The sequence below is a fragment of the Bradyrhizobium sp. USDA 4451 genome, assembly GCF_054822585.1.
On sequence record NZ_JBTRCH010000001.1, the window covers coordinates 6,264,526 to 6,287,533 of the forward strand.

Annotated in this window: 23 protein-coding genes; 12 read left to right on the forward strand and 11 right to left on the reverse strand. The window is 65.4% G+C overall.

Translation table 11 applies throughout. The features are described 5' to 3' along the window. Window positions 1-96 precede the first annotated feature (96 nt). Together ACVMB0_RS29055 and ACVMB0_RS29060 are read left to right on the forward strand one after the other, a co-directional pair. On the forward strand, window positions 97-396 hold the full coding sequence (locus ACVMB0_RS29055) for a DUF3572 domain-containing protein (protein WP_461349727.1): 300 nt from the start codon (window positions 97-99) through the stop codon (window positions 394-396). After that, window positions 375-1,691, forward strand: a complete 1,317-nt coding sequence (locus ACVMB0_RS29060; RefSeq protein ID WP_461348442.1) for a DNA polymerase IV — start codon at window positions 375-377, stop codon at window positions 1,689-1,691. The genes ACVMB0_RS29055 and ACVMB0_RS29060 overlap by 22 nt, the downstream gene beginning before the upstream one ends. Window positions 1,692-1,825: 134 nt before the next feature. On the opposite strand, the gene ACVMB0_RS29065 is transcribed toward ACVMB0_RS29060, so the two are convergent. Further along, window positions 1,826-2,227 (reverse strand): RidA family protein, encoded by a 402-nt coding sequence (locus tag ACVMB0_RS29065; RefSeq protein ID WP_461348443.1) that lies wholly within the window; start codon window positions 2,225-2,227, stop codon window positions 1,826-1,828. 290 nt (window positions 2,228-2,517) lie between these two features. Then, the gene (locus tag ACVMB0_RS29070; protein ID WP_461348444.1) at window positions 2,518-3,384 is read right to left on the reverse strand and encodes a cell envelope integrity EipB family protein; all 867 of its coding nucleotides are present in this window, start codon (window positions 3,382-3,384) and stop codon (window positions 2,518-2,520) included. 262 nt (window positions 3,385-3,646) lie between these two features. Between ACVMB0_RS29070 and ACVMB0_RS29075 the strand changes: the two genes are divergently transcribed. From ACVMB0_RS29075 to ACVMB0_RS29090, 4 genes are all read left to right on the forward strand, one after another. Continuing rightward, window positions 3,647-4,114: a RidA family protein gene (locus ACVMB0_RS29075; protein WP_456754348.1), complete on the forward strand. Its 468-nt coding sequence runs from the start codon at window positions 3,647-3,649 to the stop codon at window positions 4,112-4,114. A gap of 3 nt (window positions 4,115-4,117) precedes the next feature. Then, window positions 4,118-4,870: a glycerophosphodiester phosphodiesterase gene (locus ACVMB0_RS29080; protein ID WP_456754347.1), complete on the forward strand. Its 753-nt coding sequence runs from the start codon at window positions 4,118-4,120 to the stop codon at window positions 4,868-4,870. Window positions 4,871-5,051: 181 nt separating this feature from the next. Then, the gene (locus tag ACVMB0_RS29085) at window positions 5,052-6,302 is read left to right on the forward strand and encodes a GNAT family N-acetyltransferase (RefSeq protein ID WP_461348445.1); all 1,251 of its coding nucleotides are present in this window, start codon (window positions 5,052-5,054) and stop codon (window positions 6,300-6,302) included. A 54-nt stretch (window positions 6,303-6,356) separates the two neighbouring features. Then, the gene (locus ACVMB0_RS29090) at window positions 6,357-6,782 is read left to right on the forward strand and encodes an HIT family protein (RefSeq protein ID WP_456754345.1); all 426 of its coding nucleotides are present in this window, start codon (window positions 6,357-6,359) and stop codon (window positions 6,780-6,782) included. 134 nt (window positions 6,783-6,916) lie between these two features. Here ACVMB0_RS29090 and tsaA read toward each other — a convergent pair whose 3' ends face one another. From tsaA to ACVMB0_RS29115, 5 genes are all read right to left on the reverse strand, one after another. Next, a complete protein-coding gene (tsaA, locus tag ACVMB0_RS29095; RefSeq protein ID WP_029083299.1) occupies window positions 6,917-7,408 on the reverse strand; it encodes a tRNA (N6-threonylcarbamoyladenosine(37)-N6)-methyltransferase TrmO in 492 nt (163 codons plus the stop codon). Window positions 7,409-7,411: 3 nt separating this feature from the next. Continuing rightward, window positions 7,412-8,392, reverse strand: a complete 981-nt coding sequence (locus ACVMB0_RS29100; RefSeq protein ID WP_461348446.1) for a Bug family tripartite tricarboxylate transporter substrate binding protein — start codon at window positions 8,390-8,392, stop codon at window positions 7,412-7,414. A gap of 61 nt (window positions 8,393-8,453) precedes the next feature. Further along, complete coding sequence (locus ACVMB0_RS29105) at window positions 8,454-8,798, reverse strand: AzlD domain-containing protein (protein ID WP_461348447.1); 345 nt, start codon at window positions 8,796-8,798, stop codon at window positions 8,454-8,456. Then, the gene (locus tag ACVMB0_RS29110) at window positions 8,795-9,547 is read right to left on the reverse strand and encodes an AzlC family ABC transporter permease (RefSeq protein ID WP_461348448.1); all 753 of its coding nucleotides are present in this window, start codon (window positions 9,545-9,547) and stop codon (window positions 8,795-8,797) included. Before ACVMB0_RS29110 ends, ACVMB0_RS29105 begins: the two co-directional genes overlap by 4 nt. A 196-nt stretch (window positions 9,548-9,743) precedes the next feature. Next, window positions 9,744-10,823, reverse strand: a complete 1,080-nt coding sequence (locus ACVMB0_RS29115) for a transglycosylase SLT domain-containing protein (protein ID WP_461348449.1) — start codon at window positions 10,821-10,823, stop codon at window positions 9,744-9,746. Between the two features lie 121 nt (window positions 10,824-10,944). Here ACVMB0_RS29115 and ACVMB0_RS29120 point away from each other — a divergent pair, with 121 nt between their 5' ends. Next, complete coding sequence (locus ACVMB0_RS29120; protein ID WP_456797953.1) at window positions 10,945-11,874, forward strand: glycine/sarcosine/betaine reductase selenoprotein B family protein; 930 nt, start codon at window positions 10,945-10,947, stop codon at window positions 11,872-11,874. A gap of 171 nt (window positions 11,875-12,045) precedes the next feature. Here the strand turns inward: ACVMB0_RS29120 and ACVMB0_RS29125 are convergent, their stop codons facing one another. Both ACVMB0_RS29125 and ACVMB0_RS29130 read right to left on the reverse strand, forming a co-directional pair. After that, window positions 12,046-13,077: a phenylacetaldoxime dehydratase family protein gene (locus ACVMB0_RS29125; protein ID WP_461348450.1), complete on the reverse strand. Its 1,032-nt coding sequence runs from the start codon at window positions 13,075-13,077 to the stop codon at window positions 12,046-12,048. Window positions 13,078-13,103: 26 nt separating this feature from the next. Next, a complete protein-coding gene (locus tag ACVMB0_RS29130; protein ID WP_461348451.1) occupies window positions 13,104-14,114 on the reverse strand; it encodes a carbon-nitrogen hydrolase family protein in 1,011 nt (336 codons plus the stop codon). Window positions 14,115-14,320: 206 nt separating this feature from the next. Here ACVMB0_RS29130 and ACVMB0_RS29135 point away from each other — a divergent pair, with 206 nt between their 5' ends. From ACVMB0_RS29135 to ACVMB0_RS29145, 3 genes are all read left to right on the forward strand, one after another. Then, window positions 14,321-15,277, forward strand: coding sequence for an AraC-like ligand-binding domain-containing protein (locus ACVMB0_RS29135; RefSeq protein ID WP_461348452.1), 957 nt, complete (start codon window positions 14,321-14,323; stop codon window positions 15,275-15,277). 225 nt (window positions 15,278-15,502) lie between these two features. Next, a complete protein-coding gene (locus ACVMB0_RS29140; protein ID WP_461348453.1) occupies window positions 15,503-15,856 on the forward strand; it encodes a PilZ domain-containing protein in 354 nt (117 codons plus the stop codon). A gap of 149 nt (window positions 15,857-16,005) precedes the next feature. Beyond that, a complete protein-coding gene (locus ACVMB0_RS29145; protein WP_461348454.1) occupies window positions 16,006-17,427 on the forward strand; it encodes an MFS transporter in 1,422 nt (473 codons plus the stop codon). A 100-nt stretch (window positions 17,428-17,527) separates the two neighbouring features. Here the strand turns inward: ACVMB0_RS29145 and clpA are convergent, their stop codons facing one another. Both clpA and clpS read right to left on the reverse strand, forming a co-directional pair. Next, window positions 17,528-19,936: an ATP-dependent Clp protease ATP-binding subunit ClpA gene (clpA, locus tag ACVMB0_RS29150; RefSeq protein WP_456797945.1), complete on the reverse strand. Its 2,409-nt coding sequence runs from the start codon at window positions 19,934-19,936 to the stop codon at window positions 17,528-17,530. A gap of 257 nt (window positions 19,937-20,193) precedes the next feature. Further along, window positions 20,194-20,526 (reverse strand): ATP-dependent Clp protease adapter ClpS, encoded by a 333-nt coding sequence (gene clpS, locus ACVMB0_RS29155; protein ID WP_456754332.1) that lies wholly within the window; start codon window positions 20,524-20,526, stop codon window positions 20,194-20,196. 13 nt (window positions 20,527-20,539) lie between these two features. On the opposite strand from clpS, the gene ACVMB0_RS29160 reads away from it, so the two are divergent. Further along, window positions 20,540-20,869, forward strand: coding sequence for a hypothetical protein (locus ACVMB0_RS29160; protein ID WP_456754331.1), 330 nt, complete (start codon window positions 20,540-20,542; stop codon window positions 20,867-20,869). A gap of 168 nt (window positions 20,870-21,037) precedes the next feature. Next, entirely contained in the window at window positions 21,038-22,948 is a 1,911-nt protein-coding gene (locus ACVMB0_RS29165; protein WP_456754330.1) for a TadE/TadG family type IV pilus assembly protein, read from the forward strand. Window positions 22,949-23,008: the final 60 nt, after the last annotated feature.

Consider the following 23,008-nt stretch of genomic DNA (forward strand, 5'->3'; position numbering starts at 1 on the left):
CAGCGTGGTTTCCGTTGCTTGAACACCCGCGGAAGACTCGGGCATGATGGGCCACTCAATAGAGACCATAAGTTAACGGAAAGGCAAACCGACGCGTTGAAAAAGCCTGTTCACAACCCGCGGGAAGTCGCTGAAATCGTTGCGATTCAGGCGCTCAGCTTCATTGCCGGCGATCCCGAGCGGCTGGGCCTGTTCCTGGCCGAAACCGGAATCGGTCCGGAGACCTTGCGGAACGCGGCATCCAATCCTCAATTTCTTGCGAGCGTGCTCGATTTCGTGATGCGTGACGATGCCACCGTGAAGGCATTTGCCGCCGCCTCCGAATTGCACCCGACCAATATCGCGGCCGCCCATCAGGCGCTTAGTGACCCGAGATGGGAGCGCGACGTGCCGTGACGACGGCAGCGACAGCGCCCAACGGCCCCCTCAGTTTCTGCCGAGACTGCCTCGGCGATCTCGACATCAAGGTGAAGCGATGCAGCCAGTGCGGCTCGCCGCGGCTGGTGCGTCACCGCACCCTGCCCGCGCTGGCGCTGGCGCATATCGACTGCGACGCGTTCTATGCGACCGTCGAGAAGCGCGACAATCCCGAGATCGCCGACCGCCCCGTCATCATCGGCGGAGGCAAGCGCGGCGTGGTATCGGCGGCCTGCTATATCGCGCGCACCTATGGCGTCCGCTCGGCGATGCCGATGTTCAAGGCGCTGGAACTCTGCCCTGACGCGACCGTGATCCCGCCCGACATGGCGAAATATGTCCGGGTCGGGCGCGAGGTGCGCCAGGCGATGCAGGCGCTGACGCCGCTGGTCGAGCCGCTGTCGATCGACGAGGCGTTCCTCGATCTCTCCGGCACGCAGCGGGTCCACGGCATGATCCCGGCCAAGGTGCTCGCCAAATTCGCCCGCGAGGTCGAGCGCGACATCGGCATCACGGTGTCGGTCGGGCTGTCCTGCAACAAGTTCCTCGCCAAGATCGCCTCCGACCTCGACAAGCCCAGGGGCTTTGCGGCGCTCGACCAGGACGAGGCGCGCGAGATGCTGGCAGCCAAGCCGGTCGGCTTCATCTACGGCGTCGGCCCCGCGACGCAGGAGAAGCTGGTGCAGCGCGGCTTCCGCCTCATCGCCGATTTGCAGCGCGCCGACGAGAACGAGCTGATGAAGCAGTTCGCCGGCGAAGGCCGCCGGCTGTGGCGGCTGGCGCGCGGCATCGACGACCGCAGCGTGGTGCCCGACCGCGGCGCCAAGACGATCTCGAGCGAGACCACCTTCGAGACCGACATCCGCGACTTCGCGACGCTGGAAAAACTGCTCTGGAAGCTGTCGGAGAAAACCTCGGCGCGGCTGAAGAGCAGCGACCTCTCAGGCTGCACCATCACGCTGAAGCTGAAGACCGCGGATTTCCGCCAGCGCACCCGCTCGCAATCGATCCAGACCCCGACCCAATTGGCCGCAAAGATCTTTGCGGTGACGCGCGAGATGCTGGCCAAGGAGATCGACGGCACCGCGTTCCGCCTGATGGGCGCCGGTGTCAGCGCACTACGCCCGGGCGCGCAGGCCAACGATTCCGACATGCTCGACCGCCGCTCGGCCCATGCCGAGCGCGCGATGGACAATCTGCGCAAGAAATTCGGCAATGCCGCCGTGATCCGCGGCATTGCCTATGAGGGGCCGACGAAAAGCGCGGAAGATTAACTCTCACCGGACGTCATCCTGAGGTGCGAGCGGAGCGAGCCTCGAAGGATGCGCGGAAAGATTGGGGCCGTCGCCCTTCGAGACGCGCGCAAGTGCGCGCTCTTCAGGGTGACGGTCCTTCTTCACGAGAGCGCTCAATCCGCGACCGCCACCGCCTCGATCTCGATCAGCCATTCCGGCGCCGCGAGCGCGGTGACGCCGACCAGCGTGGAGGCCGGCGGCTCCATGCCCTCGAAGAACGCCGATCGTGCCTTGCCGATGATCGGGCGCAGCTCCGGCTTGTAGCCGACGACGAAGGTCGTGATCTTGACGATGTTGGAATAGCTCGCGCCGGCAGCCTTCAGCGCCAGGCCGAGGTTCTGCATCACCTGCGTCGTCTGCGCGGCGAGATCGCCGGCGCCGACCACCCGGCCCTCCTCGTCGGTGGACACCTGCCCCGAAATGTAGATCGTGCGCGCGCCCGACGCGACCACGACGTGCGAGTAAGCCGGATTGTGATGCAGGCCACTGGGACGAAGATGATCTGATTTGCTCATGATGTGCCTCCCTAATACGCGTGTTTCGGGAAGCGTACTCGTCGCGGGTGGTTCAGGCCAGAGGCGGTTTCACAAGCTGCGCAGGCTTGCTCCGCTGTCGTCCCTGCGAAAGCAGGGACCCATAACCACCGAAGGTGATCATTGCGCGACACTGGGGCCACAGCCCCTTCAACAACTCGGCCCTGTGGTTATGGGTCCCGGGTCGCGCGGAGCCTGTCATCGGGCGGCGCTGCGCGCCGACCCGTTGGCTTGCCCGGGACGACGGCTGTGTATGTCGAGAAGATCAGCCCTCACTTGCAGGGCTTGGAGTCCCTGACGTCGAACTTGTCGAGCGCGCCGGAGATCACGAAGTCGTTGTAATCCAGCACCAGCGCGCGGGAGACGCCGTTCTCGTAGAGCTCGAACGACATCGCGTAGACCGGGGTCTGCTCGCCGTCCTTGGCGCCCGCGTCGCTGTCATAATAGCTCACCGTCACCGGCCAGCGCGTCATGGTCTTCATCGCATCGCTCGCCGTCGACGGATCGGGCGATGACGGCGCGCGGTCGCCGGCGATCGGACGACCGATCACGGTCAGCGTGTTGTAGACCTTCTCGCCATTGTCGGAGCCGTCATAGACGGTCTGCTCGAGCACCGATTTGCCGTCGCGGGCGGCGGCGATGATGTGCTGGATCTGCTCGGTCGGGAACACGATCTTGCCGTCGATGTTGAACGTCTTCTTCACCGGCTGGGTCAGCTTCACGGTGATATGATCGCCGACCCGCTCGGCGATGCCGTCGACCGGCGCCGAGTCACCGTCGTTCATCCGCGTGTCGATCTTGAAGCGGTAGCTCTTGCCAGACGCGTCCTCCCAGGACGAGGAACGCAGATCCGACAGCGTCACCTTGCCCTCGCCGCTGTCGAGCTCGGAGACCTGGCGGAATTCGGAGGTGTAGCCTTCGCAGGAGTTGCCGGAGAAGTTGTACAGGATGCGCCCGCGCGCATCGCTGACCGAATTGGAGCCGCGCGATTTCACCAGGCTCAGATCGTACAGCGCCTGATGCGCGAGAAACGGGCCGCTTGCCGCAACCGCGGCAGACCCTTGAACCAGACCGGATCCTGCGGCAACGGCGATCGTGAGCACCAGGGCACGCAACGGAGTCCGAAACGGCAGGGTCATGGTCTTTCCTCGGGGAGCAGGGATTCGCCACAATAGTGACGGTGGTATTGCGCCGCAACTGGGACAAGTTTGACAAAAAATTCATCTCGGCGCCGAAAGTGCCGTCAATTTCAGCAACTTTCCCTGCGATTCCGCACGTCATGACCGCACTGCCTTCACTTTCCCGTCGCTTGCAACCGGCGGCACGATGCGCGAAACAATCGAAACAAACCCGGCCCTGACCGCGTTTCAGGCTTCGTGCAATCCAATTGGGGGACAAAAAATGGCGGGTACCGTCGAACAAAAACTGGCGTCACAGGGCATCACACTTCCCGAGCCGACCTCCCCGGTCGCCAATTATGTGCCCTTCGTCCGCAGCGGAAACCTGCTGTTCGTGTCGGGCCAGGTCTGCTTCAACGCCGACGGCAAGCTGATCGCCAAGGGCAAGCTTGGGGCCGGCGTCACGCTCGAGCAAGGCGTCGCTGCCGCGCAGGGCTGCGCGATCAATTTGCTGGCGCAGATCAAGGCCGCGCTCGGCGACCTCGACAAGGTCGTGCGCGTGGTGCGGCTCGGCGGCTTCATCAATTCGGCGCCTGATTTCTTCGACGGGCCGAAGGTCCTGAACGGCGCGTCCGACCTGATGGTTGCGGCATTCGGCGACAAGGGCCGTCACGCCCGCACCACGGTCGGTGTCGCCTCGCTGCCGGCGGATGCCGCGGTCGAGGTCGAAGGCGTGTTCGAAGTCGCCTGATCGATGCGCGCGCCTGATTGGCTGACCAAGCGGCCGGTCGCCCATCGCGGCCTGCATGATGCCGCACGCGGCATCATCGAGAACATGCCGGCCGCGGCCAACGCCGCGGTATCAGGCAATTTCGCCATCGAGTGCGATATCCAGCTCAGCGCCGACGGCGAGGCGATGGTGCATCACGACGATGCTCTTGGCCGCCTCACCGAGGGTTCGGGTCTGCTGGCGTCCAAGACGGCGGCCGAGCTGAAGGCGGTCAAATTCAAGGACACTGCCGAGCAGATGATGACGCTCGGCGATCTCTGCACGCTGGTCGCCGGCCGCGTTCCGCTGGTGGTCGAGGTGAAGAGCCATTTCGACGGCGACCGCAAGCTGGTCACCCGGATGGCCGAGGTGCTGGCGTCCTATTCCGGTCCTGTCGTCGGCATGTCCTTCGATCCCGACCAGGTGCTGGCGCTGCGCGAGATCATGCCGGACCTGCCGCGCGGCATCACCGCCCAGCGCAGCTATGACGACGGTTACTGGGACAAGCTGACGCCGGCGCAGCGCGACGGCATGCTGTATCTGCGCCACGGCTTCAGGACCGAGCCGCATTTCGTCGCCTTCTGGGTCAACCAACTCCCGGCGCCGGCGCCCTGGATCGCCCGCAATGTGTTCGGCTGCCCGCTGCTGGCCTGGACCGTGCGGACGGCGGAACAGCGCGAACGCGCGGCGCGCTTCGCCGACCAGATGATTTTCGAGGGGTTTGTGCCGGGAACCTGACATGTCCCAGACTGGCCCTTTGCAGTCTTGAACTCGTCGCTGCAACGCACGATGTTGGCAAGGGTTGGTTGGTCAAGCGTTGGTCGTCATCGGCGATGGCGGAATGCGGAGCATGATCCGGAAGTGGAGCCAGCTGTTCCGGAAAGATCATGCTCAAACGAGGCACCGGTCTTCATTCTCGATGGCGTCGTCTGAAATCACCCTGGAGGCTGTAGCTGACATCGGCGCCATTCCGGCCGCCGAATGGGACGCCTGCGCCAATCCGAAGGCGGACGCGGACAGCATCCACAACCTCGACACGCTGGCCTCGCCCGCCGTCACAGGCGATTGCCAAACCACCGCAGGTTCAAGCTATAACCCATTCGTTTCCTATGCCTTTTTTGCCGCCGCCGAGGCCTCCAATTCGGCTTGCCCGCGGACTGGCTGGGGACCGCGGCACCTGATCGCAAAGCTCGATGGCCGGATCGTCGGCGTGGTGCCCTGCTATCTGAAATCGCACTCGCAGGGCGAATACGTGTTCGACCGCGGCTGGGCCGAGGCCTATCACCGCGCCGGCGGCAGCTACTATCCGAAGCTGCAGGTTTCCGTCCCCTTCACGCCGGCGACCGGGCCGCGGCTCCTGATCCGCGACGGCGTCGACCGCGAGGTGATCGGCTCGGCGCTGGCGCGGGGTTTAAGGGCGCTTTGCAACGCCACCGAGGCCTCCTCCGTGCACGTCACCTTTGCCCGCGAGGACGAGGCCAGGTTCCTTAGCGCGCACGGCTTCCTGCAGCGGACTGACCAGCAGTTCCACTGGCATAATCGAGGCTACAAGACGTTCGACGACTTTCTCGGTTCGCTGAACTCGCGCCACCGCAAGGGCATCAAGCGCGAACGCCGCGAGGCGCTTGCCGCCGGGATCACGATCCACTGGCTGACCGGCTCTGATATCACCGAGGACGCCTGGGACGCGTTCTTCGAGTTCTACATGGAGACCGGCTCGCGCAAATGGGGCCGGCCGTATCTGACCCGGCAGTTCTTCTCGCTGATCGGCGAGAGCATGGCACGCGACGTGCTGCTGGTGATGGCCAAGCGCAACGGCCGCTGGATCGCGGGCGCGATCAACTTCATCGGCTCCGACACGCTGTTCGGCCGCAACTGGGGCGCGATCGAGCACCACCCGTTCCTGCATTTCGAGGTCTGCTACTATCAGGCGATCGATTTCGCGGTTCAGCGCGGGCTCAAGGTGGTCGAGGCCGGCGCCCAGGGCGAGCACAAGCTGGCGCGCGGTTACCTGCCACAGACCACGTACTCGGCGCATTTCATCGCCGACCCCGGGCTGCGCCGCGCGATTGCCGACTACCTCAAGCGCGAGCGCGATTATGTCGCCGAAGTCGGCCGCGAGCTCACCGAGGCCGGTCCGTTCCGGAAGACCGTCGACGACGACGCTTGACGTTTGGCTCGTGACCCGGACATTAGCCTTCTAATAAAAAATCGAGGAGCCGCCATGCCCGCCGCCTATGACAACAACAACCCCTTCGCAAAGATCCTGCGCGGCGAGTTTCCCTGCTATAAGGTCTACGAGAACGAGCACGTGCTCGCCTTCCTGGACATCATGCCGCGCTCGCCCGGACACACGCTTGTCATCCCGAAGGCGCCTGCCCGCAACATCCTCGACGTCACGCCCGACGACTACGCCCACGTCGCGCGCGCCGCGCACAAGATCGCCGCGGCCAGCATGAAGGCGTTCGAGGCCGACGGCATTACCGTGCAGCAGTTCAACGAGGCCGCCGGCGGCCAGGTCGTGTTCCACCTGCACATGCATGTGATGCCGCGCAAGGACGGCATAGCCCTGCTGCCGCCTGCGAGCGTCAGGGAGGACGGCAAGGTGCTGGAGGCGAATGCCGCGAAGCTGATTGCAGCGTTGAAATAGGTAGCCTCTCACCTCGTCATTCCGGGGCGCGCCTCTTGGCGCGAGCCCGGAATCCATTTCACCATGAAACGCGCGGCCTGATGGATTCCGGGTTCGATGCTTCGCATCGCCCCGGAATGACGGGCGGCGAGACTTCACTCCGTCTCAAAGTCTCCCGGCTGCGGTGGCGCCAGCGGGGTGAACTCGCAGCGGTCGGGCTTAACGTCGATCAGCGGCGTCTCGTCGAGGCAGTCGAGGCCACGCACCAGGATGACATTGCCCTCGACGCCGACCAGCTTGACGATCGAGGTCCCGATCGGGTTCGGCCGCACCGGCGAGCGCAGCGAGAAGGTGCCGCGGGTGTTGCCGTTGTTCTTCGGGCTTTGCAGCACGATGTCGCGGCGCGACTGGTGCAGCCAGTACAGCACTTCGAGGTTCGAGTAGAAATCGACGCCCTTGATTGCGGCGACCCAGGGCTCGAAGATCTCGAGCCGGCACACCGGGCCGTCATGCCGCCCCTGCCGCGGTGTCGCCAGCCGCGAGGTCCAGGGCGTGCGGATGCGGCCGATGAACACGAGCCCGGCGTCGCGCGCCGCCGGCATGTCGACGGCGACCTCGCCCTGGCGCAATTCCATTTCACGTACCATGTGTCAGTCCAACGATATGTTCAGCGCCTTGACCACATCAGCCCACCGCGCGCGATCGGCGTTCACGAATTTGTCGATCTCGGCCTGGCTCTTCGCGCGCAGCGGCGGAAAACCGATCTTGACCAGCGAGGCGCGGAACGCCTCGTCGTTCAAGGCCCGGTCGAGGCTCGCCTTGATCTTGCCGGCGATCTCGTCAGGCACCTTCGACGGCGCAGCGATACCATACCAGACGCTGACCGCATAATCCGGATAGCCGCTCTCGGCGATCGTCGGCAGATCGGGCAGGTCCGGAATGCGCTCGGTCGAGCTGACACCGAGCGCGCGCAGCATGCCGGACTTGACCGGCGGCAGCGCGGTGCCGAGCGTGTCGAACATCAGCTGGATGTTGCCCGATAGCAAATCCTGCAGCGCGGGCCCGGCGCCCTTGTAGGGCACATGGGTCATCTCGACGCCGGCCATCTGCTTGAACATCTCCCCGGCGAGATGAACCGTGCCGCCGGTACCGGCCGATCCGAAATTGAGTTTGCCGGGATTCTTCTTCGCGTAGGCGACGAACTCCGCGATCGTCTTCGCGGGCACCGACGGATTCACCTCCATGATCATCGGCGCGTCGGTGATGACGGACAGCAGGCGGAAATCCCTTACCGGATCGTAGGGCAGCTTCTTGTAGAGCAGCGGATTGAGCACGAAGATCGAGGCCGCCGTCACGAACAGCGTGTAGCCGTCGGGATCGGAGCGCGCCACCGCCTCGGCGCCGATCGCACCTTGCGCGCCAGCCTTGTTCTCGACCACCACCACCTGCTTGAGATCGCGCCCGAGATATTCGCCGACGATGCGGCCGAGCACGTCGGTCGGCCCGCCTGCGGCATAGGGCACGACGAGCTTGATCGGACGGGTCGGGTAATCGGCGGCCCGCGCCGGGAACGCCACCACCAGCAACGCCGTCAGAGCAACAATGAAGAGCGATGATGCGCGCCGCCGCATGCCGTTTCCCCGTTGTCTTGTTGTTGGGGAGCGAGAGTAACGGATAATGCGCTCGCCGCAATCAGCCGAGCCAGTATTTGCCGCCGAGCATGACGATTTCGCCGGCGATCACGCCGGCGAAGATCGACTTCCGCGCCAGCATGAACACGATGAAGCCCGCTGCAACGGCGCCGTAGCGCAGCCAGTCCGGCACGCTGGCGAGCGCACCGGGTGGCTGCACCACGATCTGCGCGATGATACCGGCGAGGATCGCGGTGGCGACCGCCCTCACCCAGACCAAGAGCTCGGAATTCTCATCGATGCCGCCGCCGAACCAAAGGCCGAGCATGCGCCAGATCTGGTTGGGAATGACGCCTGCGACGAACAGGATCGCGAGCGCGTGCCAATCGCCGATGAAGGTGCTCATGCGCGCGCCCGCACGATGCCTGCGCGCGCCCGGTGCACGGCATAGGCGATGGTTCCCGCGACCACGCCGCTGACCAGGATGTCGACGCCGCTGTTGAGCAGCGCGGCCAAGGGGAACAGCAAGAGGCCGAGCACCAGCGCGACGACGTCGGCGAGCTCGCGGCAGTTGCGTGCGGTCGAAAACAGGAAAGCCAGCGGCGTCAGCATCAGCATGCCGGCGGCGAGCAGCGGCGTCAGGTTGGCCGCGAGCGTGTAGCCGATCGTGTTGGCGATCAGGCAGACCGAAACCAGCCCGAGTCCAAGCCCGTGGATGAAGGCGATCCGCCGGTTGCGCGGCACCTGCGGCAGGAAGCGGTAGCATTCGACCCACAATGTCACGGCCGTCAGATGCGCCACGAGGATGAGATGCCGCCGCTTGGTCTGTTCGGTGCGCATCAACGGCAGCACCGACACCACCATCGGAAACAGCCTGATTGCGCTGACGGTGACCGCAACAGCCGATTGCAGCACGGTAGCGCCGGAGCCGAGCGTCGTGATCACGATGATCTGCGCAGGCCCCGCCCAGACGAACGCGGTGCTCGCCAGGGTCCAGCCCAGCGAGAAGCCGGAATCATGCGCCAGCGCGCCGATGCCGAGATAGGTCGCAAACAGCACCAGCGTCAGCACGGTCGCGCCGACCGATCGCGCGCCCCACAGGAAGGCGCGGAACGAGGTCTGCCATTGCGGAGAATCGAGCGGAGGAAGCGCCACGGGGAACCGGATGGTTTTGCAATCGCGGCGGCTTAGGGCGCGGTGGGCACAGGGTCAAGCAAGTGAGGACACAGGTCCGGTATGCGACGGTGGCAGCCCCAACCGTCATTGCGAGGAGCGTAGCGACGAAGCAATCCATCTATCTATTCCGCGGAGGCATGGATTGCTTCGCTTCGCTCGCAATGACGCGGAGAGATCACGCCCGGTTCTTCAGCACGAAGCATGCGCCGCCCGCCTTGCGGATGCGGTTGCACAGGCCGTCGGCCTCGGGGCGCGTGTCGGCGCCGATGCGCACCTGATAGAACGTCGCGCTGCCGCGGGTGCGCAGCCGCGAACCGAGCAGGCTCGGGTCCTGGTCGCCGATCACGCTCGACAGCCGCTTCATGGCGCGGGCATACATCGCGAGCGCCTTGTCGCGGCTGAAGCCGGCAGCGAGCTGCACGCCCCACACCTTGGCCGCCGACAGCGTGATGTGCTGTTCGAGACCCGCCACGAACGGGTTGGGCGCGCGCTTCAAGAGCGCCATCAGCTCGCGGCAGCTTTTGGCCGGCGGACGCTCCGGCATCTTGCCGTTGTTGCGGGCGGCAGCGGCCCAGTCGTCGACGCTCGAGCCGGTGATCGCGGAGACGTAGTTGCGCGTCTCCTGCGGCATGTATCCGGTGCCGGCAAGCCAGTCCTGAATCCGGCGCGGGCCGGCGTTGTAGGCCGCCGCCGCGAGGCCGAGATTGCCGAACTGGTTGCGCAGCTCGCTCAGGAATTCGGCCGACTTCGGCAACGCCTGAACGGGATTGAAGGGATCAAGAAGCCCGCGCTCGTTCGCCGTTCCCGGCATGAACTGCGCGATGCCCTGCGCGCGCTGGCCGCTCCGGGTCATCGGACCGACCGCGTCCGCCTGGAAGCGGCTCTCCTGCCAGATCACGCGCGCGAAGAATTCGAGCGGCAGATCGTTGGCCCGCGCCGCCGATTCGATCATCAGGCACATCGCCTCGCGGGTATCACTCTCGCGCGCGTCGTCCGCGGGCTTGTCGGTTGCCGCCGCAGGCTTCTCGGCGGGCGCCGCAGGCGCGTCTGCCGGAGGTGCCGCAGGCTTCTCGGCCGAGGGTGCGGCCTGCTCGCCCGGCGGTGGCGCAGGCTGCTCAGGCGCCGCCACGGGCTTCTCGGCAGGCTTGTCCGCAGGGGGCGCCGCCGACTGCTCGGCGCCGGGCGGCGTTGCCGGGGCTGCGGCAGGCGCGTCGTCTGCGCCGGCGCCGGCCGGCGACACCAGCAACAGAAGCATGACCCATGCGGCGCAAAGACCTGTTCGCATCGCAAATCTGTTCCCGCGCAGCGCGGCTTGACACCCGAAGCTCGTGGTCTAGCTATGGACCGAAATGATGGCGCGCAAAAGGGAGCGCAAAATGGCCGCAGCCTCGGACGATCAGACCGGCTTTGCCCCCGATGACGACGCCCCGATCGGCTACATGAAGCGGACCCGCGACTATTACGCGGCGATCGGCTACACCACCCCCTACCGCTGGGCCCATTACACCTCCGCCCCGTTCCAGCCGCTGAAGAAGCCGCTGAAACAAGCCCGCGTCGCCCTCATCACGACGGCGGCCCCGTTCGATCCGGCCAAGGGCGACCAGGGTCCCGGCGCCAAATACAATGGCGGGGCCAAGTTCTATTCGGTCTATGACGGCGACACGTCAAAACAGCACGACTTGAGGATTTCGCATATCGCCTATGACCGCGCCCACACCACGGCGACCGATAGCGGCACCTGGTTCCCGCTGGCGCAACTCAAGCGCCTCGCCGCGGCCGGCATGATCGGCGATGTCGCGCCGCGCTTCTTCGGCGCCCCGACCAACCGCAGCCATCGCGTCACGATCGAGACCGACGCGCCCGAAATCCTCAGGCGCTGCCGTGACGACAAGGTCGACGCCGCGGTGCTGGTGCCGAACTGCCCGGTCTGCCACCAGACCGTCAGCCTGGTGGCGCGCCATCTCGAGGCCAACGGCATCCCGACCGTCGTGATGGGCTGTGCCAAGGATATAGTCGAGCACGCCGCGGTGCCGCGTTTCCTGTTCTCCGACTTCCCGCTCGGCAATTCCGCCGGCAAGCCGCATGACGAGGCCTCGCAGGCCCTCACGCTGGAGCTGGCCCTGCGCGTGCTGGATTTGGCGCCCGGTCCGCAGACCACGGTGCAGTCGCCGCTGCGCTGGAGCGAGGATGCCTCCTGGAAGCGCGACTACAGCAACGCCGATGCGCTCAGCGCCGACGAGCTCGCGCGCCTGCGCCGCGAGTTCGACGCGCAGAAGGAAATCGCCAAGGGCCTCCGCGTCGCGTAACGCGTGAGGCTCGGCGTTAAGCACAAGCGCTTACCCAACTCACGGTGTCATCGCCCGGCCTCGACCGGGCGATCCAGTATTCCAGAGACAGCCGCTTTCGATCGAGACGCCGCAGCGTACCGGGTCCCCTGGTCGAGCCGGGGGACGACAGCGGATGCAAAATGCTTATGCTCACTGCACGGCGCCCAGCATCCCCGTCCGGTCGTGGCAGCCGAGATATTCGAAGAACTGCTCGTCGGCGGCAGCGACCGTGACCTCGTGATACAATCTGAGCTTTGCACTCGGTCCCAAGGTCGACAGATACTTCATCGCCGCGCCGAATATCCTGACATGGGTCGGGTGTGATTCCGCCCAGCGCTCCAGTGCCGCGAGGCTCTTCCACCAGCTCTGACCGTAGGATTTTTCCGTCAGTCGTCCCTCTGCATCGACGACGCGCATATAGCGGTTGGCGTAGCAGCCGATCGGCACGCCCTCGTCGCGCAGGAAATCCATGCCCTCGCGCAACACCGGCTCGACATCGTCGAGATACATCTTGCGTTCGGATGCTTCGGTGTCGCTCCAGTCCTGGCCGGAGCGGATCAGGCACAGATTGTCATGCGCCACGACGCGGATCCGCGCGCCGTCGCGGATCAGGCGCGGCTCGCCGCCGGGCGTCATCGCGTCGGTCTGCGACAACGGGATGCGGTCGCGCATGCCGCCCCAATAGGCGTGCTCCTGCACCTCGCCGCTCATGGCGTCGGCAAGAACGGCGACGCCCTCCGGGCGGCCGAGCGACGAGAACAGCGTCTCGTAGCGCGCAACATGCGGCCGCAGCACCTCGACGAAACGGCCGACGCCATCGCGGGCGCTGCCGCCGGTCCAGGCCTTGCGCGCGTCCTCGAACCAGGCGTCGAAACGCCCGGTATCGTCCCAATAAGCAACCGAGACGACATTGGTGAAGCCGGCCTGGTCGACATAGTGCGCGCGGTCCCAATGGGTCGGGCCGCTCTCGCCGGCGAAGCGCTTTGCGATCTGCGCCAGCGCCTCGGCCGCCGCGGCGGTCGGCTCACCGCGAAACTGCACGCCGAAATAGGCCATGATGATGCCTGCGACCGCGGGCTTGTGGCGCGCGACGAAGGACGGATATGGCGGCGCGTAATCGTCGGGCACGCGACGATGACGGGAGCGCGCCGTCTGCAAATGGGATGGAATTGCGGATTCCATGGCAGTCGCCTCCGGTTGGATGTCGGTCAGTTCGCGGCCGCGTCGATCTCCTCAAGACTGTCGAGCGGCAGCGCGAAATGCTCGACGCGCTTGGAGGGCTTCTTGTTCAAGAGCAGGCGCGTGACGTCGGGCCGCGAATAATGCCCGGCCGGATCGGCGGCATTCTTGGCGATCCCGATCGCGCCGAGATCGATATCGGCGACCAGCAGGCCTTCCTGATCGGGCGGCAGCTTCTCGGCGATCGAGCTGCCGTCCGGCCCGTAGATCGCGGCGTGGCCGCCGCCGACATGCAGCAGCGCATGCTTGTCGTCGCGGTCGCACATCTCGTCGACCATCGCCTGCGAGACCGTGGCGCATGGCGCCAGCACGAAGCACGAGCCTTCGACCGCATAGACCCGCGAGGCCGCGTTGTTGACCTCCCAGCCGAGCGCCGGCGCGAACGGATCGTACAGCGAGAAGCTCGGCCAGGCCGCGACATGGACCTGCTCGTTCTGGGCATACATGGCGTATTTCGACAACGGCTGTAGATGCTCCCAGCAGCACAGCGCGCCGAGCCGGCCGATGCCGGGGCGGTCATGCACCGCAAGGTCGCTGCCGTCGCCCTCGCCATAGACGGTGCGCTCGGCATGGGTCGGCCGCAGCTTGCGCCGTTTTGCAATCGTCTCGCCGTCGGGTCCGATCAGCCATTGCGCCAGATAGAGGCTGCCGCCGTCGCGCTCGGACAGGCCGAGCACCGCGGTGATGCCGGCCTTCTTCACTGCGAGCCGCAGCTTCTCGGCCTGCGGACTGTCATAGCTCAGCGAATTATCGAAATAGCGCTGCACGAAGCCGCGCCCGATCGCCCAGGCCGGCGAATCCAGCCAGATGTACCAGGGATAGCCGGGGATGAACGCCTCGGGGAACGCGATCAGTTTCGCCCCCTTGGCGGCCGCCTCCTCGATCAACGCAATGCTCTTGGCGATGGAGGCGTCGAGATCGAGCCAGGCAGGTGCCGCCTGCACCACCGCAACGCGATATTTCGGATGTTCGATGCCCATGATGTCCTCCTCATGACCGGCCGCTCCGGCCGGTTCGGTCTTGATCGGCAAGCCGCTTCTGACATCATGCTGCCTCGGGATCGGGGACGCCGTTCGACCAGGACGGAAGGAAAATTCGACTGCGGAGGAGATTCCCCCGGCCGTCCCCGGTACGAAGCTTGCTTTGCTTGCGTGGCCAGCGTTTGCACTCGTGAAGGGAGGAAATCATGCCGGCCCTGTTCACCACGGACAACGCGCCCACCCATCGGCGCCTCGCGCTCTGGCGGGACATCGTCTGCGACGTGTTCGTGCAGCTCGACTGCAAGTCCGATCTCGGCAGCGCCTTCCACGGCGCCATCACCAGCGCGCAACTCGGCGCGGTGAAATGCTCGGTCGTGTCGTCGAGCCGGCAGCGGGTGCTGCGCACGCCGTCGCGGATTGCGCGCACCAGCGAGGATTTTGTCCTGTTCGCGCTTGGCCAGCGCGGCGCCGGCGCCGTGCTGCAGGACGGCCGCGAGACCGTGATCCAGCCTGGCGAGTTCGCGTTCTACGACACCACTAGGCCCTACGAGCTGCGCTTCAACGACGATTTCACGCAGACCATCTTCCAGGTGCCGCGGGCGATGCTGCACCGGCGCTTTGCCGGCACCCAGGGCCTCACGGCAACCACGTTCGCGTCGGATGGTCCGGTGCAGCGGCTCGCCTGGCAGTTCGTGACGGGGCTTTCGGAGACCGCCGACCGGCTCGATCCTGACAACGCGATCCGCCTCGCCGATCAGGCCGCCGACCTGCTCGCGATGGCGATGAGCGAGCGGCTCGGCGGCGCGGCGCTGCCGGCCTCGACCCATCGCTCCGCGCTGCTCTACCGGCTGAAGGCGCATGTGCTGGCGCACCTGCCGAACCCCGAGCTCGGACTCGCCGGGACCGCTGCCGCGCTCGGCATCTCGCCGCGCTATGTCAACAGCCTCTTGGCCGACGAGGACACCTCGTTCCAGCGCTTCGTGCTGGCGCAGCGGCTGGAGCGCTGCAAGCGCGACCTCGCCTCGCCGGCGCACGCGCATCGCCATATCGGCGAGATCGCATTCGCCTGGGGCTTTAACGATCTCTCGCATTTCGGCCGCGTGTTCCGCGAGCATTACGGCCTGTCGCCGCGCGACTGGCGACACAGCCGGCTGCCGAACTAAAGCGTTGTCGAGCGAGGCGGATACCGGCTCGCGTTAAGAAAACGCGTCAAAGGAAGAATCCGGTTCCAGAGGCCCTTCGGGTGTGCTTTGCGGCGCAAAATAGCCGGGAATCCAGGCCTTCACGGATGCAAACAATTTACACTAACTGCAACGGTTTTTGCGGCACCCTTCTTTTCGCTAATGCCGAGCGGTACAGTCCTGCCGTTGATTTAAGGAGGATTTCCCATGCAGGACCGGCGCCAGAGCGTTCGCGACAAGGTGTTTTACGGTGCGGTTGCGGAGATCAATGAGCGCGGCTCGACGATGGATTGCGTCGTCCGCAATATCAGCGAAGGCGGCGCCTGCGTTGAATTCGGTGATGCCGCGCGCCTGCCCGACGAGATGAATCTGAGTATCGCCCGCAAGGGCCGCTCGTTCCTGGCCCGCCTGATCTGGCGCCAGGCCAACAAGGTCGGCCTCGCCTTCCGGATCATGACCTCGGACACGCCGGTTAGCGATCTCGACGAGCGGGTCCGCCGCAGCGAGATCAAGAAGCGGCAGCTGCAGCAGCGCATCAAGGAACTGCTCGGCCAAGGCTAACGATCGAGGCTGACATCGAGGCTGAGCCGCCGCACCGCGCCCGCCCTCGGTTTGATCGCGGCCGGCATCCGGCATTCGGGGTTGCAAAGGCACGGCCAATCCAGCATCCGGTAAGCCCGCCACGCCGGAACCGAGAGCCACTCCACGACATGTCGTCCGCGATCCCTGAGCATCCCGATGGGCTGCCGCAACCGCAGCGCAATTGGGCCATTCTCACGATCGCACTCGGCCTCGTGATGGCCGTCGTCGACGGCTCGATCGCCAACGTCGCGCTGCCGACCATTGCCCGGGATCTCGATGCCAGCCCCGCGTTTGCGATCTGGATCGTCAACGGCTATCAGCTGGCGATCACGATCTCGCTGCTGCCGCTGGCCTCGCTCGGCGAGATCATCGGCTATCGCCGCGTCTATCTTGCCGGGCTGCTGCTGTTCATGCTGGCCTCGCTGTTCTGCGCGCTGTCGCATACGCTGCCGCTGCTCACTGTCGCCCGCATCCTGCAAGGGTTCGGCGCCGCCGGAATCCTCAGCGTCAACACCGCGCTGGTCCGCTTCATCTATCCGGGCTCCCTGCTCGGCCGCGGCATCGGCGTCAACGCGCTGGTGGTTGCGGTCTCGGCCGCGGTCGGCCCGACCATCGCCTCGTTCATCCTGGCGGTCGGGACTTGGCCCTACCTCTTCGCCATCAATGTCCCGCTCGGCCTTGTGACGCTGGCCTTGGGCTGGCGCTTCCTGCCGCACACCAGGCCCGCCGTGCACGCCTTCGACTGGCAGAGCGCCGCGATGAGCGCGATCGCGTTCGGCTTCGGCATCAGCGCGATCGACAGCGCCGGCCATGGTGAGGCGCTGTATCTCTGCGCATTGGAGTTCGCGGTCGCTGCGGTCGCCTCGCATCTGCTGTACCGGCGCCAGCAGCATCTGCCCTCGCCGCTGCTGCCGGTCGATCTGTTGCGGATTCCGATCTTCGCGCTCTCGATCGGCACCTCGATCGCCTCGTTCTGCGGCCAGATGCTGGCCTTCGTCGCGATGCCGTTCTATCTGGAAAATCATTTCGGATATTCTGCGGTGCAGATCGGGCTGTTGATCACGCCGTGGCCGATCGCGGTCGCGTTCGCCGCCCCGCTCGCCGGCTGGCTGGTCGAGCGCTACCCGGCCGGCCTGCTCGGCGGCATCGGCCTGCTGATTTTCGCGACCGGTCTGGGTTCGTTGGCGCTGATGCCGGCCAACGCCGCGCCGATCGACGTGATCTGGCGCATGGCGCTTGCCGGCGCCGGCTTCGGCCTGTTCCAGACCCCGAACAACCGCACCATGATCGCCGCCGCGCCGCGCGAGCGCTCCGGCGGCGCCAGCGGCATGCTGGGCACCGCGCGCCTGCTCGGCCAGACCATCGGCGCCGCCCTGGTGGCGATGCTGTTGGCGCGCTATCCGGCCGACGGCACGCGGATCTCTCTGATGGTCGGCGTCGGCTGTGCGCTCGCAGGCGCCGTGCTCAGCACGCTGCGGCTGTCCTCCGCCGGCAGCCGCGGCGCCGACCAGGTGCGGGTCCATGAGGGCCAGCGGCTCAAGGGTGAGTGATGCCGCGCGGCGACGCTCGGCATCACCGCAAACAAAAAGGCCGGCTGTGCAGCCGGCCTTTTCGTTTGATTGCTTGTCAGCTGATCGCTTGGCTCGCGCCTCAGACCTTGACCATCGGCCCCTTGGAGACCGGGCCCTTGGTGCCGCCTCCGCCGCCATTGTTCGGGCCACCCTTCGGCGGCTTGCGCTTGCGCGGCGGCAGGTTCTCGGGCTTCGGCGTGACCGGGCCCTCGACATATTCGAAGCCGATCTTGTCCTTGGCGGTCGCCTCGTCCTTCGTCAGGATGACGCGGACGTGGCCGCCGCCCTTGAGCTGGCCGAACAGCACCTCATCCGCGAGCGGCTTCTTGATGTGCTCCTGGATGATGCGCGCCATCGGGCGCGCGCCCATCTGCTCGTCATAGCCGTGCTCGATCAGCCAGGCCTTGGCGGGCTCGGACAGCTCGATCGTGACGTCGCGGTCGGCGAGCTGCGCCTCGAGCTGCAGCACGAACTTCTCGACCACCATGCCGATGACGTCGGCATTGAGGTGCGCGAACGAGACGATGGCGTCCAGACGGTTGCGGAACTCCGGCGCGAACTGCCGGTTGATCGCCTCGTGGTCGTCGCCTTCCCGCTTCGAGCGGGTGAAGCCGAAGGCCTGCCGTGCGAGGTCGGCCGCGCCCGCATTCGTGGTCATGATCAGGATCACGTTGCGGAAGTTGACCTGCTTTCCGTTGTGGTCGGTGAGCCGGCCGTGATCCATGATCTGCAGCAGCACGTTGTACAGGTCCGGATGCGCCTTCTCGATCTCGTCGAGCAGCACCACGCAATGCGGGTGCTGGTCCACGCCATCGGTGAGCAGGCCGCCCTGGTCGAAGCCGACATAGCCGGGAGGCGCGCCGATCAGGCGCGACACGGTGTGCCGCTCCATGTATTCGGACATGTCGAAGCGCAACAGCTCGACGCCAAGCGTCGCCGCCAGTTGCTTCGCCACCTCGGTCTTGCCGACGCCGGTGGGACCCGAGAACAGGTAGCAGCCGATCGGCTTCTCCGGCTCGCGCAGGCCGGCACGCGCCAGCTTGATCGACGCCGACAGCGACTCGATCGCCTTGTCCTGGCCGAACACCGTGCGCTTCAGGGTCTGCTCGAGATGCTTGAGTACCTCGGCGTCGTCCTTCGACACGCTCTTCGGCGGGATCCGCGCCATGGTCGCGATCGTGGTCTCGATCTCCTTGATGCCGATCGTCTTCTTGCGCTTGCTCTCGGCGACCAGCATCTGCGCCGCGCCGGACTCGTCGATCACGTCGATCGCCTTGTCGGGCAGCTTGCGGTCGTGGATGTAGCGCGACGACAGCTGCACCGCCGCCTCGATCGCCTCATTGGTGTATTTCAGCCGATGGTAATCCTCGAAATAGGGCTTGAGGCCTTTGAGGATCGCGATCGCGTCTTCCACCGTCGGCTCGTTGACGTCGATCTTCTGGAAGCGCCGCACCAGCGCGCGGTCCTTCTCGAAGTGCTGACGGTATTCCTTGTAGGTGGTCGAGCCCATGCAGCGGATCGTGCCCGAGGCCAGCGCGGGCTTGAGCAGATTGGATGCATCCATCGCGCCGCCCGAGGTGGCGCCGGCGCCGATCACGGTGTGGATCTCGTCGATGAACAGGATCGCGTTCGGATGCGCCTCCAGCTCCTTCAGGACCTGCTTCAGCCGTTCCTCGAAATCGCCGCGGTAGCGGGTGCCGGCGAGCAGCGTGCCCATGTCGAGCGAGAACACGGTCGCGGCTGCCAGCACTTCCGGCACATCGCTGTCGACGATGCGCTTGGCGAGGCCTTCGGCGATCGCGGTCTTGCCGACGCCGGCTTCGCCGACGAACAGCGGGTTGTTCTTCTGGCGGCGGCACAGCACCTGGATCGCACGGTTGATCTCGGCATTGCGGCCGATCACCGGATCGATCTTGCCGTCACGCGCCTTCTTGTTGAGGTTGACGCAATAGGTCTCGAGCGCCTCGCCCTTCTTCTTGGCGTCCTCGTTGCCCTTGGTCTCGGTTTCCTCGTCGACGCCGCGCACCGGCCGCGCCTCGGAGACGCCCGGCCGCTTGGCGATGCCGTGGCTGATGTAGTTCACCGCGTCGTAGCGCGTCATGTCCTGCTCCTGCAGGAAATACGCGGCATGGCTCTCGCGCTCGGCGAAGATCGCGATCAGGACGTTGGCGCCGGTCACTTCCTCGCGACCGGACGACTGGACGTGAATCACCGCGCGCTGGATCACGCGCTGGAACCCGGCGGTCGGCTTCGCGTCGTCGGCGCCGTCCGTCACCAGGTTTTCGAATTCGGTTTCGAGATAATTGACGAGGCTGGTCCTGAGCTTGTCGAGATCGACGCTGCAGGCCCGCATCACCGCCGCCGCATCCGAGTCGTCGATCAGTGACAGCAGCAGATGTTCGAGCGTCGCATACTGATGGTGACGCTCGTTCGCGATCGCCAAGGCACGGTGCAGCGATTGTTCAAGGCTTTGAGAAAAAGTTGGCATTCGCGTCCTCTATGGCCCCCGGCCATCATGATCGCCATTACCGGGTCAGGCAATAACAACCTTCGTGATCGCCATTGATATAGTTACGACGGATCGTGGCGAAAGACCGGTCCCGCGGTGATGGTTTTCTTCTAAATTCCGGGCGTCCGGACGTCGCACCACCGCGTTCCGTGTTCATACGGGAACGCCGTTCGCCACCATCAAAACGCGATGCAAGACCCGTTCCGCGCCGCGGCGCAGTCAATCGTTCCCGCGAACTACTTCTTTTCCATCACACATTGCAGTGGATGCTGATGCTTGCGCGCGAAATCCATGACTTGCGTCACCTTGGTCTCGGCGATCTCATAGGTAAAAACGCCGCACTCACCGATCCCGTGATGGTGAACGTGCAGCATGATCTTGGTCGCCGCCTCGGCGTCCTTGTTGAAGAACCGCTCCAGCACGTGCACGACGAATTCCATCGGCGTGTAGTCGTCGTTCAGGATCAGGACACGGTAAAGATTCGGCCGCTTGGTCTTCGGCTTGACCTTGGTGATGACCGAGGTCGACGGGCCGCTCCCCGCCCCGGTGCGGTTGTCGTCATTGCTCATTGTCGGCGCCGGCATGGCTGGCACCGCCGGCATGGACGAAACCGGCTCGGAGATCAGGGCTGTCAACGTGGATCGCAACATGGCTCAGGCGTTCGAATTCCCCAAGGGGGGCCGGCGGGAAACCGGTTGGCGATTGGAAGGTGGTCGCGACGGCCGCAAGACTGATCGCGGAACCCCAGCAATGCTTTCCAGATTGCCGCTCCCGGTTCGATCCGGCGGCCGGATCGACCCTCCGAATATGGGCCTCAGGAGGCCCTGCCGCAAGCGCAGACCGGCCGCGGCCCACCGGTTCGATTCCCGGCGCAGCAACTTCTGGAAGGTTAATCATTTCTGCCCGATTTGACAAAGGAGTCGGGCATCCAATTTAGCGGGCATTCAGGATAGCGCGCGCTTTTGCCCTGCTTTTCATCGTGTGCCGGGCCTCCTGCCGGGTTTCCCCGGCCCGATTCACCAACTGTTTAGCCGCGCGCGTAGAGATGATGGCGCCATCAGTAATTTCGATGAGAGTATCATGCTGGGCTCAGCCATTTTCGACCGCGGCCGCGCGGCTGCCCGCCGTTTTGCCCGGGCAAAGGACGGCAATGTCGCCGTCATCTTCACCCTCGCCATTCTGCCGATTTTCGCCTTCATTGGCGCCGCGATCGACTATACCCGCGCCAACAACGCCCGCACCGCGATGCAGTCGGCGCTCGATTCGGCTGCGCTGATGCTGTCCAAGGACCTGACCATGGGCAACATCACGGCCGCGCAAATCCCGAGCAAGGCGCAGAGCTATTTCAGCGCCCTCTATACCAACAAGGACGGCCAGGGCATCTCCGTCTCGGCGACCTACACGACCCCGACCTCGAGCGCGGCGGCGACCATCCTGCTCGGCGGAACCGGCTACATCAAATCCGATTTCATGCAGCTTGCCGGGTTTCCGACGCTGAACTTCAGCAGCTCGTCGACCACCACCTGGGGCAACGTCAAGATGCGCGTCGCCCTCGCCCTCGATAACACGGGGTCGATGAGCCAGAACGGCAAGATTACCGCGCTGCGGAACGCGGTGGCCGGATCCGGCGGCCTGATCGACCAGCTCAGCGCGCTGAGCAAGACCAACGGCGACGTCTATATCTCCGTCATTCCGTTCGCCAAGGTCGTCAACCTCAGCGCCAGCAACTATAGCCAGAGCTATATCGACTGGACCGACTGGCTGAACCCACCGACCGCGCAACCTGCCATCCCGAGCTCGATGGCGGCGAGCCTGCCGATGAACTGGCATGCGGTCGGGCCCGGCGCGCAGTGTCCGTGGTCCAACAGCAGCGGCGGCTTCTACTGCACGACCGGTCCCACCAACGGCGCCGGACGATCGCCGAACAACTACAGCACCAACACGATTCCATCGAGCGGCACCTACAGCGGCTATATCTGCCCGAGTGTCGATTACAATACGCACACCATGTACAATGGCTGCTGGGTCAGCACCCAGGTCGGCACGACCGCGCAGACGTTCTGCTCCGGGTCGTCGTCCTGCGCCTGTCCGCTCGACGCCAACTACAACAATGTCTCCGGCTGCAGTTGCAGCGGTACCGGCACGGGCAAATCATGCACCGGCCTCATCTATACCCACAACTGGACGCAGCCCGGCCCCAACGATACCGCCGACAATCCGGGCCAGCCCCGGGTCAGCGCCGTCGTCGGATGGACCAACAACAAATGGACCTCGACCAACCAGACCCCCACCGTCCAGAACGACTGGCGGGCGGCGTCGACCAATCCGATCACCACCTGGACGGGCTGTATCACGGACCGCACCCAGCCCAATGATGCGACCGGCGTGCTGCCGACATCGTCCGACGTCACGACGCTGTTCCCGGCCAACCAGTATTACGAGAACAACTCGGCCTATTGCGCCGACAACGCCTCGCCGCAGCTCGAGCCGATCATTCCCCTGACCTACAACTGGAGCGCGCTGAAGACCGCCGTCAACGCCATGCAGCCGACCGGCGGCACCGACCAATCGGTCGGCCTGGCGTGGGCCTGGCAGTCCCTTCTGGTGGGCGGTCCGCTGAACACGCCGGCGGAAGACTCCAACACGACCTACAACCGGGTCATCATCCTGCTGTCCGACGGTCTGAACACCGAGGACCGCTGGCCCAACTATGGCGACGGCAGCTCGCAGGCCTCAGGCAATCCGATCGATGCCCGGCAGGCGCTGCAGTGCCAGAATCTGCAGAACGCGAGGGATGCCAACGGTGCACCGATGTTCACCATCTACACGATCCAGGTGAACACGAGCACGCCCGCCGACCCGACCTCGACTGTGCTGAAGAATTGCGCCAGCAGCCCCGACAAATTCTTCATGCTGACCAGCTCGAGCCAAATCGTGACGACGTTCAACACGATCGGCACCGCGCTCAGCAAGCTGCGGCTGGCGAAGTAGCGTCCGCGCCTGGCATATAAACCCGGCACAACAAAAAAGCCCGGCCGCAATGGCCGGGCT